Annotated in this window: 11 protein-coding genes and 2 pseudogenes; 9 read left to right on the top strand and 4 right to left on the bottom strand. The window is 74.8% G+C overall.

The features are described from left to right. Positions 1-195 precede the first annotated feature (195 nt). Complete coding sequence (locus tag FKD65_RS43855; RefSeq protein WP_240809901.1) at positions 196-606, top strand: CorA family divalent cation transporter; 411 nt, start codon at positions 196-198, stop codon at positions 604-606. A gap of 5 nt (positions 607-611) precedes the next feature. Here FKD65_RS43855 and FKD65_RS43850 read toward each other — a convergent pair whose 3' ends face one another. Further along, positions 612-1,232, bottom strand: coding sequence for a hypothetical protein (locus FKD65_RS43850; protein ID WP_240809900.1), 621 nt, complete (start codon positions 1,230-1,232; stop codon positions 612-614). Between the two features lie 132 nt (positions 1,233-1,364). On the opposite strand from FKD65_RS43850, the pseudogene FKD65_RS43845 reads away from it, so the two are divergent. The 5 genes and pseudogenes from FKD65_RS43845 to FKD65_RS43835 all read left to right on the top strand — a co-directional run bounded on the left by FKD65_RS43845 (position 1,365) and on the right by FKD65_RS43835 (position 5,088). Next, a pseudogene (locus tag FKD65_RS43845) lies at positions 1,365-2,325 on the top strand (aldo/keto reductase). A gap of 195 nt (positions 2,326-2,520) precedes the next feature. After that, a pseudogene (locus tag FKD65_RS46775) lies at positions 2,521-2,826 on the top strand (helix-hairpin-helix domain-containing protein); the annotation flags it as partial. A gap of 386 nt (positions 2,827-3,212) precedes the next feature. Next, a complete protein-coding gene (locus FKD65_RS46095; RefSeq protein WP_368367280.1) occupies positions 3,213-3,932 on the top strand; it encodes an AAA family ATPase in 720 nt (239 codons plus the stop codon). 143 nt (positions 3,933-4,075) lie between these two features. Then, positions 4,076-4,345, top strand: a complete 270-nt coding sequence (locus FKD65_RS46090; RefSeq protein ID WP_240809898.1) for a hypothetical protein — start codon at positions 4,076-4,078, stop codon at positions 4,343-4,345. A 107-nt stretch (positions 4,346-4,452) separates the two neighbouring features. Continuing rightward, entirely contained in the window at positions 4,453-5,088 is a 636-nt protein-coding gene (locus tag FKD65_RS43835; RefSeq protein WP_141575012.1) for a hypothetical protein, read from the top strand. A gap of 39 nt (positions 5,089-5,127) precedes the next feature. On the opposite strand, the gene fabI is transcribed toward FKD65_RS43835, so the two are convergent. Both fabI and FKD65_RS43825 read right to left on the bottom strand, forming a co-directional pair. Beyond that, a complete protein-coding gene (gene fabI, locus FKD65_RS43830) occupies positions 5,128-5,916 on the bottom strand; it encodes an enoyl-ACP reductase FabI (RefSeq protein WP_141575010.1) in 789 nt (262 codons plus the stop codon). Positions 5,917-5,921: 5 nt separating this feature from the next. Continuing rightward, positions 5,922-6,626 carry a beta-ketoacyl-ACP reductase gene (locus FKD65_RS43825; RefSeq protein WP_141575008.1) on the bottom strand — a complete coding sequence of 235 codons (705 nt, stop codon included), beginning with the start codon at positions 6,624-6,626 and terminating at the stop codon, positions 5,922-5,924. Between the two features lie 157 nt (positions 6,627-6,783). Here FKD65_RS43825 and FKD65_RS43820 point away from each other — a divergent pair, with 157 nt between their 5' ends. Both FKD65_RS43820 and FKD65_RS43815 read left to right on the top strand, forming a co-directional pair. Further along, positions 6,784-8,283 carry a TldD/PmbA family protein gene (locus FKD65_RS43820; RefSeq protein WP_205718487.1) on the top strand — a complete coding sequence of 500 codons (1,500 nt, stop codon included), beginning with the start codon at positions 6,784-6,786 and terminating at the stop codon, positions 8,281-8,283. A 5-nt stretch (positions 8,284-8,288) separates the two neighbouring features. Next, positions 8,289-9,671, top strand: a complete 1,383-nt coding sequence (locus FKD65_RS43815) for a metallopeptidase TldD-related protein (protein WP_141586181.1) — start codon at positions 8,289-8,291, stop codon at positions 9,669-9,671. A 127-nt stretch (positions 9,672-9,798) separates the two neighbouring features. Here FKD65_RS43815 and FKD65_RS43810 read toward each other — a convergent pair whose 3' ends face one another. Next, on the bottom strand, positions 9,799-10,011 hold the full coding sequence (locus tag FKD65_RS43810) for a dodecin (RefSeq protein WP_141575004.1): 213 nt from the start codon (positions 10,009-10,011) through the stop codon (positions 9,799-9,801). 68 nt (positions 10,012-10,079) lie between these two features. Here FKD65_RS43810 and FKD65_RS43805 point away from each other — a divergent pair, with 68 nt between their 5' ends. After that, on the top strand, positions 10,080-10,415 hold the full coding sequence (locus FKD65_RS43805; protein ID WP_168221393.1) for a DUF3099 domain-containing protein: 336 nt from the start codon (positions 10,080-10,082) through the stop codon (positions 10,413-10,415). Positions 10,416-10,896: the final 481 nt, after the last annotated feature.

Genomic DNA, 10,896 nt, shown 5'->3' with positions numbered 1-10,896 from the left:
GGAGGACAGCCCGGAGCTGCTCGGCACTGCGCCACCTCCGTCCTGTACGCGGTGTGCGACGCCGGTCGCGACCGGTACGGCGTCGTCGTGACCCACGAGGTCGAAGGCTCGACATCATCGGGCTGGAGCGAAGCGGCCGTGTGTTCGACCCGAACGCCGGGTACGGTTCACCGCCGACATCTACTCGTCTCAAGCGTGAGGTCCTGGAGTTCCGCAGCGCCGAGGACCCCGCTCGTCCCGGTGCTGCAGGAGATCGTGAAGGGCCGCGTCGCCGAGTGCGGCTCGACCCGCGAGTACTTCCGCGACGTCCTGGACCACCTGCTGCGCGTCGACGAGCAGGTCGACTCGCACAACGAGCTGCTCAACAGCGTCCTGACCGCCCACCTGGCGCTGCTCGGCAAGCGGCAGCAGAACGAGGACATGCGCAAGATCTCCGCCTGGGCCGCGATCATCGCCGTCCCCACCGCGATCGCCGGGATCTACGGCATGAACTTCGACCACATGCCCGAGCTGCACTGGACCATCGGCTACCCGCTGGTCGTCGCGGTGATGGCCGTCGTGTGCGTGCTGCTGTTCCGCCGCCTCCGCAAGAGCGGCTGGCTCTAGGCGTTCTAGGCGCTCTGGTCGCGGGGAGGCAAAGGGGCGGCGAGGAGCACCGCCCAGAGGTGGGACTCGGCGCCCCGGGCCTCGAGGCGCCGCCGCATCCGCTCCACGCCCGAGCGCGTGGGCAGGGCCAGCCAGACCAGCAGCGGGTAGCCGAGGACGAAGCCCACGACGAAGACGAGCTCGCTGTGGGCGACCATCGCGAGCGGGAGGCCGAGGAGGATGACGCCCTCGGCGAGGGCGAACCGCAGCAGGACCGCCTGCCGGAACATCATCAGCGCGGTCAGCGCCGCCGCGCCCTGGTCGGCGCCCGGCGCCATCGGGCGCGGCGCGCGGGGCCCGGCGAGCAGCGCCAGCAGGGCGGCGGCGGCGAGCGGGAGGTGGATCCACGGCGGCGGTCCGCCGTGGCCGTCCTCGACGATCAGCGGCATGATCGCGAGGATCAGCACGGGGGCGGCCAGCAGCGCCAGCATCATCGTGCGCATCCGGCCGAGCTCGGTTCCGCCGCGCAGCGAGGCGAGGTAGCCGGGGTCGTCGCCGGGGCCGGCGCCGAACACCGGCGCCACGCTCGGCCCGCCGTCGCCCTCCGGCGTCTTCGGCGAGTACATCGAGAACGGGGGTGGCGCCATGGCTGCGAACTCTAGCCCGGCGGGGCCCGGCCGCAATAGATCCTCACCAGGATCTTCGTGCCGCCGGCGCGTGCGGCCCGAGCGGTCGCTCGCTTTCCGCGCGGCTCGCGCGGACCGATAGATTGGCCGCCTATGAAGGAGCGTCACCTCGGGCGGAGCGGGCTGCTGGTGTCCCGGCTGGGCCTCGGCACCATGACCTGGGGCCAGGACACCGACCCGGACGAGGCGGCGGCGCAGCTCGTCGCGTCGCGTGGAGGCCGGGGGCACCCTGGTCGACACCGCCGACGTCTACAGCGACGGCGACAGCGAGCGCATCCTCGGCCACCTGCTGCGCGAGCTGGTCGACCGGGACGACCTCGTCGTCGCGACCAAGGCCGCGATCAGGCCGAACGGGCGCTACGACGGTTCCCGGAGGCACCTGCTGCGCGCCCTCGACGCCTCTCTCGACCGCATGGACCTCGACCACGTCGACCTGTGGCAGCTGCACGTCTACGACCCGGCCACGCCGCTGGAGGAGACGCTGTCGGCGCTGGACGAGGCGGTCTCGTCCGGCCGGGCCCGGTACGTCGGGGTCTCCAACTACGCCGGATGGCAGGTCTCCAAGGCGGCGGCCTGGCAGCGGGCCTGGCCGGGCCGCGCGCCGATCGTGTCCGCGCAGCTGGAGTACTCGCTGCTGCGCCGCGACATCGAGCGGGAGGTCGTGCCCGCCGCGCTGGACGCCGGAGCCGGCCTGCTGCCGTGGTCGCCGCTCGGCCGGGGCGTCCTCACCGGCAAGTACCGCACCGGCATCCCCGCCGGGTCGCGCGCCGCCGCCCCGCACTTCGCCGACTTCGTCCAGCCGTACCTGGACGAGGAGTGCGCCCGCATCGTGGAGTCGGTGGTGACCGCCGCCGAGGGCCTCGGCTGCTCCCCGCTCGCCGTGGCGCTCGCGTGGGTCCGCGACCGGGCGGGCGTCGCCGCGCCGATCGTCGGCGCCCGGACCGCCGCGCAGCTCGGCGCGATCCTCGCGAGCGAGGAGGTCACGCTGCCGAACGAGATCCGCGGCGCGCTGGACGACGTCTCCGACGTCTCCGACACGACGTCCCACCCGTGAGCGAACCGCCCGTGAGCGATCCGTCCGCGCGTCTTCCGTCCGCGCGTGTTTCATCCGTGAATCCCAGGACCGTCCGTGGCACCCTCTGGACGGTCCACCGCCGACCGCGACCAGCCGTGACGGGAAGCCCGTGACCGACACCCCTGACACACCACCCCCTCCCCCGCCGAGCGCAAGGCGCGCGCCGAGGCCGCCATGCGCGCCGCCGAGGCCGCCGCCGGCGCGCTCGACGTGCGGGACGCCCCCGAGCCCGCGCAGGCGCCGCCGCCCGAACCCGGCCGGACCCCGGAGGAGGGCCTGCGCGCCCTCGAGGCGCTGCTCGCCGAGACGGGCGCGCCCGCCGCGCTCGCCGCCCGGACCGCGGCGCGGCTCGGCCCGTCCGCCGCCGGCCGGCTGCGCGAGGACCCGTGGCGGCTGCTGAGCGTCCCCGGCGTCCGGCCCGAACAGGCCGACCACTTCGCCCGCGCCCTCCTCGGGGACGGCGCCCGCCCCGACGACCCCCGCCGCGGCGGCGCCCTGGTCCTGCACCTGCTGACGGAGGCGGCCCGCCAGGGCCACACGGTCACGCCCGCCGCCGACGTGCTGTCCGCGCTGGAGCGCCTGCGCTACCCCGACCCGCCGCGCGCCGTCGAGGCGGCGCTGGACGAGGCGGAGGTCCTGTCGCTCACCGAGGAGCCCGAGTTCGACGAGGAGGCGTTCGAGGAGGACGCCGAGCCCGCGGAGCCGGAGGAGACGCTCGGCCCGGCGCGGTGGGCGCTCGCCGAGGAGGCGGCGGCCGAGGGCTTCCAGCGCCTGACGCTCACCGCCGCGCCGCTGGGACGACACGGCGCTGAAGGAGCTGCGCGACGGGGCTCGCCGAGGACCGCTCCCTCGCCCTCACCGCCGCGCTGCGCACCGGCGTCAGCATCCTGCGCGGCACGCCCGACGGGCTCGCGGGCACGGTCGCCGCGATCGCCTCCGCCGCCGCGTCCCAGGGCGTCCGCACGGCGGTGGCGGCGCCCACCGACCGCGCCGCGGCCGACCTCGCCGCCGGTCTCGGCGAGGGCGTCGCGGTGACCAGCCTGCACCGGCTGCTGGAGCCCCGCGAGGACCCCTCGGCCGCGCCCGGGGCCGTCGGCTACGGGCGCGGCGAGCAGCGGCCCTTCGAGCTCGACCTCGTCATCGTGGCCGACGGCGCGGCGCTCGACGTCGAGCTGTGCGCGGTGCTGACCGAGGCGTGCCCCGACGGCGCCCACCTCGTGCTGTGCTGCGAGCCGGACGCCCCGCCGCCCGCCGGTCCCGGCCGGCCGCTGGACGACCTGGAGGCGTCGGAGACCGTGCCCGTCGTGGCGCTTGACGACGGGCCGCCGGCCGGCCCGCTCGGCGAGCTGACCGAGTCGGTGCGCGGCGGCGGGCTGGCCGCCGTGGACGCCCCGGGCCGCGAGGTCGTCATCGTGCCCGCCGAGGGCGCCGCGGAGGCGGTCCACCGGGCCGTCCAGCTCGGTCGCCGACTCGATTCCCCGCGCCCTCGGCATCCCCGTCGAGGACGTCCAGGTCGTCGCCCGGCGGGCGGGCGGCGACGACGCGGGCGCCGGCGCCCTCAAACGCCGCGCTCAAGGCCCGCCTGAAACGCCGGCCCCGGCGCGTTCGGCGGCATGGACCCCGGCGACCGGGTGGTCGTCGCCGCGCCGCTCCCGCACGCCCGCTCGGCGAGGACGGGCGTGGTGGCGGGGCGGCGGCCCGCACGGGCTGGAGGTCGACTTCCCGGGCGGTGCCGCGGGTCGTCTCCCCGGCGGAGGCGTCCCGGCTGCGGCACGGCTGGGCGGTGCCGGTGGCGCTCGCGCGCGGGACCCGGCGTCCCGCCGTGGTCGCGGTCCTGGCGGCGGACGGGCTGTCGCGTCCGCTGGTGGCCACCGCTTTCGGGCTCGCGCGCCGCCACCTGTCGGTCGTGCAGGCGGCCGGACCCGCGCTGGCCAGGGCCGTCCGCGAGGACGGGGCCCCGGCGCGGCGCACCAGGCTCGCACGGCTGGTGGCCCAGTGAGGTACTGACAGGTAAAGAAACCCCGTGTCGCGGTTTACGGGCGGCCCCGTATGGGACACGATGTCAACAAGGGTCAGGGAACGGCATCGGGTGGGTGGAGGAGCGACATGCCCCAGCGGCTCAGGCGGCTAGGTACGGCATCGGCGACGGTCTCGGCGGGGGCGCTCGTCCTGGTGCTCGCCGCCCCGGCGGCCGGCGCGGCGGCGGAGACGTGCAAGAAGGGCGTCGATCCCCAGAGCACGATCGAGAACTGGAAGTGCAACCTCGGCAACCTGCGCGAGGGGCTCACCCCGAAGCCCACTCCGACGCCGGCGCCGACGAAGACCGTGAAGCCCGCCCCGCAGAAGACCTCCAAGAAGACGAGGACGCCGGCCAAGGCGCCCGCCAAGGCCCCGCGCAAGCCGTCCTCCGCGCCGAGAGGCGGCCAGGGGGCGGCCCCGTCCGGGCCCGCCCCGATGACGGCGCCGGGCAGCCTCAAGCCGTACAAGGGGCAGGCCCCGTCCACCGCATCGGGGCTTCCCGGCGTGCTCCCCACGCCGGAGATCGCGGCCGACCCGTACGCGAACGCGGCCGGCGGGACGGCCGCCGCGCCGCAGACCCGGCTCATCTCCCCCGTCGCCGCGTCCGGCCAGGACAACGGCCAGCTGCTGCTGGTCGCCGCCGCGGCCGGGGCCGCCGGCGCCGTGGGCGCGCTCCACGTCAGCGTCGCGGGCCGCGCGCTGCGCCGCCGCCGGGCACGCTGAGGCCGTCGCGGGCCGCGGTCCGCCGCGGCCCGCCGGGCGTCACGCGGACGCGCCGCCGATGGAGTGCAGGCCGCCGTCCACGTGGACGATCTCGCCCGTCGTCGCGGGGAACCAGTCCGACAGCAGCGCCGCGCAGGCGCGGGCCGTGGGCTCGCTGTCCTTGATGTCCCAGCCGAGCGGGGCCGCCTTCGGCCACATGTCCGTCATGCCCTCGAACCCGGGGATGCTCTTGGCCGCCATCGTCGCGAGCGGACCCGCGGCGACGAGGTTCACCCGGATGCCCTGCGGGCCCAGGTACTTGGCCAGGTAGCGGGCGCACGACTCCAGGCCGGCCTTCGCCACGCCCATCCAGTCGTACACCGGCCACGCCTTGGTGGCGTCGAAGTCGAGGCCGACGACGGAGCCGCCGTCCTTCATCAGCGGCAGGCACGCCATCGTCAGCGACTTCAGCGAGTACGTCGAGGCGTGCACGGCGACGGCGACGTCCTCCCACGGCGTCTCCAGGAAGTTGCCGCCGAGCGCGGTCTGCGGCGCGAAGCCGATCGCGTGGACCACGCCGTCGAGGTGGTCGAAGCCGCTGTCGCGCAGGTTCCCGGCGAGGGCGCCGAGCTGGTCGGCGTCGGTGACGTCGAGCTCCAGCACCGGAGGCGGGTTGTCGGGCCCGGACGGCAGCCGCTTGGCGGTCCGCTGGGTGAGGGTCGGCCGCGGGTAGGCGGTCAGGACGACCTCGGCGCCCTGCTCCTGCGCGATCCGCGCGACGTGGAAGCCGATGGAGGCGTCGGTGAGGACGCCGGTGACCAGGATGCGCTTGCCTTCGAGGATTCCCATGACTGTCAGTGCCCCATTCCCAGGCCGCCGTCGACCGGGATCACGGCCCCGGTGATGTAGGCGGCGTCCTCACTGGCCACGAACCGGACGGCCTTGGCGACCTCCTCCGGCTTCGCGATGCGGCCGAGCGGCACCGCGGCGGTGATGGCCTTCTGCTGGTCCTCGCTCAGCACCGCCGTCATGTCGGTGTCGACGAAGCCGGGCGCCACCACGTTGACCGTGATGCCCCGCGACCCGAGCTCGCGGGCGAGCGAGCGCGCGAACCCGACCATGCCGGCCTTGGACGCGGCGTAGTTGGACTGCCCCGGCGAGCCCATCAGCCCCACGACCGAGGAGACCAGCACGATCCGCCCCGTGCGCTTGCGCATCATGCTCTTCACCGCGCGCTTGGCCACCCGGAACGAGCCCGTCAGGTTGGTGTCCAGGACGGAGGTGAACGACTCCTCGCTCATGATCGCCAGGAGGGTGTCCTTGGTGATCCCCGCGTTGGCGACGACCACCTCGACCGGGCCCTGCTCCGCCTCCACCTTGCCGAAGGCCGCGTCGACGTCCTCGGCGCTGGTCACGTCGCACCGGACGCCGAACAGCCCCTCGGGCGGCTCTCCCGACCGGTAGGTGACCGCGACCGCGTCGCCCGCCGCGGCCAGCTCGCGGGCGATGGCGAGGCCGATGCCCCGGTTACCGCCGGTCACGAGGACAGAGCGACTCATCAGGACCCTCTCGTTGTACTGCTCGTTGGCTGCTGCCCGACACTAGCGGCCCCGGCGCCCGCTGCGGATGTGCCGAACCGACAAGATCCCGTCACCTCCCTTTGTTCGGGCGCCTCGCGGCCCGCCGGGACGGGCGCGGACCGGTAGGTTGCGGAGGGTGCATGACATCGATCCCGCCTTCACCGCGCTGCCGCTCCGCGCGCTGGCCGACGCGGCGCTGTCCCGCGCCAGGGAGCTGGGCGCCGAGCACGCCGACTTCCGCCTGGAGCGCATCCGCAGCCAGACACTCCGCCTGTACGACGCCGCTCTGGAGACCGCCCTGGACGCCGACGACGTCGGGCTGTCGGTGCGGGTCGTCAAGGACGGCACCTGGGGCTTCGCCGCCGGCATCGACCTGACGCCCGAGGGCGCCGCCCGCGTCGCCGCGCAGGCGGTGGAGGTCGCCGCCGTCGCCAGGGCCGTCAACCGGGAGCCGATCGAGCTGGCCCCCGAGCCCGTCCACGGCGAGCGCACCTGGGTCTCGGCGTACGAGACCGACCCGTTCGAGGTGCCGACCGCCGACAAGGTCGCGCTGCTGGCGGACTGGAGCCGCCGGCTGCTCGGCGACGACCGCGTCGACCACGTCGACGCCACCATGCTCCAGATCAAGGAGAACAAGTTCTTCGCCGACCTCGGGGGCACGGTCACCACCCAGCAGCGCGTCCGGCTGCACCCCGTGGTGAACGCCGTGGGCATCGGCGACGGCCTGTTCGACACGATGCGCACGCTGGCGCCGCCCGCCGGGTACGGCTGGGAGTGGCTGTCGGGCGCGCACTGGGACTGGGACGGGGAGCTCGCCCGCATCCCCGAGCTGCTCGCCGAGAAGCTCGCGGCGCCGTCGGTGGAGCCGGGGCCCTACGACGTCGTCGTCGACCCGTCCAACCTGTGGCTGACGATCCACGAGTCGATCGGCCACGCGACCGAGCTGGACCGCGCGCTCGGCTACGAGGCCGCCTACGCGGGCACCTCGTTCGCCACCCCCGACAAGCTCGGGAGCCTCCAGTACGGCTCCAAGGCCATGAACGTCACCGGGGACCGGACGACCGAGCACGGCCTGGCCACCATCGGCTACGACGACGAGGGCGTGGAGGCCCAGTCGTTCGACATCGTCTCCGAGGGCGTGTTCACCGGCTACCAGACCGACCGGCGCATCGCCCGCCTCACCGGCGCCGAGCGCTCCAACGGCTGCGCCTTCGCCGACTCCTCGTCCAGCATGCCGATCCAGCGCATGGCGAACGTCTCGCTCAGGCCCGCCGAGGGCGGCCCGTCCACCGAGGAGCTGATCTCCGGGGTCGAGCGCGGCATCTACATCGTCGGCGACAAGAGCTGGTCGATCGACATGCAGCGGTACAACTTCCAGTTCACCGGGCAGCGGTTCTTCCGCATCGAGAACGGCCGCCTCGCCGGGCAGCTGCGCGACGTCGCCTACCAGGCGAGCACCACCGACTTCTGGAACTCGATGGAGGCCGTCGGCGGTCCGCAGACCTACGTGCTCGGCGGCGCGTTCAACTGCGGCAAGGGCCAGCCGGGGCAGGTCGCGTCGGTCAGCCACGGCTGCCCGTCGGCGCTGTTCCGCGGCGTCAACATCCTCAACGCGCTGAAGGAGGCCGGCCAGTGAGCACGATCAGGCCGCAGGAGGCCGTGGAGCGGGCCCTCTCGCTGTCGCGCGCCGACGACTGCGTCGTCATCGCCGACGAGTCGAGCACCGCGAACCTGCGCTGGGCCGGCAACACCCTCACCACCAACGGCGTGACCCGGTCCAGCCGCCTCACCGTCATCGCGCTGCGCCACACGGCGGACGGCGTGGCCGCGGGCGTGGTGTCGCGCTCGGCCGTGGGCGCGGGCGACATCGAGGAGCTGGTGCGCGCCGCCGAGGCCGACGCCGCGGGCAACGAGGCCGCCGAGGACGCGCGGCCGCTGGTCGCCGAGGGGCCGCCCGCCGGCGGCGCCGGATGGGACGACGACCCCGCCGAGACCGGCATCGGGGTGTTCGAGGGCTTCGCGCCCGCGCTCGGCGAGGCGTTCGCCGCCGCGCAGGCCGGCGACCGGCGCCTGTACGGGTTCGCCAACCACGTCCTCACCTCCACGTTCCTCGGCAGCTCGGCGGGCCTGCGGCTGCGCCACGACCAGCCGACCGGCCTGCTGGAGCTGAACGCCAAGGGCACGGGCGGCTCGGCGTGGGCCGGCGTCGGCACCCGCGACTTCACCGACGTCGACGTCCCCGCCCTCACCGGCGACCTCGCCCGGCGGCTGGACTGGGGAGAGCGGCGCGTGGAGCTGCCCGCCGGTCGCTACGAGACGATCCTGCCGCCCTCCGCCGTCGCCGACCTGATGATCTACCTGTACTGGTCGGCGGGCGCCCAGGACGCGCAGGACGGCCGGACCGTCTTCAGCGCTCCCGGCGGCGGCACCCGCGTCGGGGAGCGGCTCGCCGGCCTGCCCGTCACCCTGGCGAGCGACCCGGCCGCCCCGGGCATGCAGTGCGCCCCGTTCGTGATCGCGCACTCCTCCGGCCGCGAGTCGTCGGTGTTCGACAACGGGCTCGCGCTCGGCCCCACCGACTGGATCGCCGACGGCGCCCTCGCCTCCCTCACCCAGACCCGGCACTCCGCCGAGCGCACCGGCCTGCCGGTCACCCCCGCCGTCGACAACCTGGCGATGAGGGGGCCGGAGGGCGGCGCCTCCCTGGAGGAGATGGTGGCCCGCACCGAGCGCGGGCTGCTGCTCACGTGCCTGTGGTACATCCGGGAGGTCGACACGCAGAGCCTGCTGCTGACCGGCCTCACCCGCGACGGCGTCTACCTCGTCGAGAACGGCGAGGTCGTGGGGGCGGTGAACAACTTCCGGTTCAACGAGAGCCCGGTCGACCTGCTGTCGCGGCTCGCCGAGGTCGGCGAGACCGGCCCCACGCTGCCGCGCGAGTGGTCCGACTACTTCACCCGCACCGCCATGCCGCCGGTCCGGGTCCCCGACTTCCACATGTCGACGGTGAGCCAGGCGACCTGACCCGCCGCGGCACCGGGACGGCGGGACGCCCGCGGGCCGGGAGCCGGACCCCGCCGAGGGGCCCCGCCGTCCCGTGGCCGTGAAGGTCCGGACGGCGGGCGCCCCCGGCGCTAGGCCCTCCGCGGGCTCACGCGTCCTCCAGGCGGAAGCCCACCTTCATGGTCACCTGGAAGTGGGCCACCTCGCCGTCCTCGATGTGGCCGCGGACCTCGGTCACCTCGAACCAGTCCAGGTGGCGCAGGGTCTGCGAGGCGCGCCGGACGCCGTTGCGGATCGCGGCCTCGACGGTGTCCGGCGAGGTCCCCACGATCTCGGTCACGCGGTACGTGCGATCGGTCATTCGCTCCTCCAGAAGTTTTGCCCGGTACCGCCGGTGCGGGTCGGACTCCATGGGCTTACCGTGGAATGGTGAAGGTCAATCCCCGCCACCACCGCGAGCCGGCGGTCTACACGGTCACCGACGCTCCCCGCCCCATGTCGGAGGACATCGGCCACCGCCAGCGGCGGTACCTCGTGTCCATGGCCGTCCGCACGCTCTGCTTCGTCGGCGCCGTGGTGGCCGCGGTGGCGGGCGCGCCGTGGTGGCTCGCGGTCCTCATGGTGGTCGCGGCCGCGATCCTGCCCTACGTCGCCGTCGTCTTCGCGAACGGGGGGCGCGAGCCGACGGCCCGGGCGGCCTTCGACGACCGCGCCGGCAGGGAACACAAGCCGGTTTCCGGACAGCGTCCGGAAATCCGGTCGTGACATTCTCTTGACTAACCGCGGGGGGTTTCGGTGTACGATTTGTACCGGCGCTCTGGTCCCCCGTCGGAGCGCCCGTGCCGGTGTTCCGGGCCCCCGTCGGAACACCGATGATGCGGCGCCGGGTGGATTGCCCCCGTATCCACCCGGCGCCGCTTTTCAATGCCCGGGGCGTCCCATGAAGCCGCGCGGTGCCGCGGATGACCCTCCGCGGACCGGCCGTTGACCGCCCTCCCGGGCCGAAGCACATCCTCGCGGAAACGCAAGCGGTCCCGGCTGGCCTGCTCCGGCCAGGGTCCCGAAACCGGGCCCTCCGCCCCTTCCCGCCCTGATCCGCGCGGGGCGCGGCGCCTCCCCCGGCCCCTCCCCGCCGGGACGTCCCGGTCCCCGGCCGATCCCCTCCCCGGGCCCGCCGCGTACTGCTGAGCGGCCTCACCCCGACGCTCCGAAGAGTGGGCCGCCCACCCCTTGACGGAGGGGGACG

This window comes from Actinomadura sp. WMMA1423, assembly GCF_006547145.1.
Taxonomy (GTDB): domain Bacteria; phylum Actinomycetota; class Actinomycetes; order Streptosporangiales; family Streptosporangiaceae; genus Spirillospora.
This window is presented reverse-complemented; position numbering and strand designations above follow the sequence as displayed.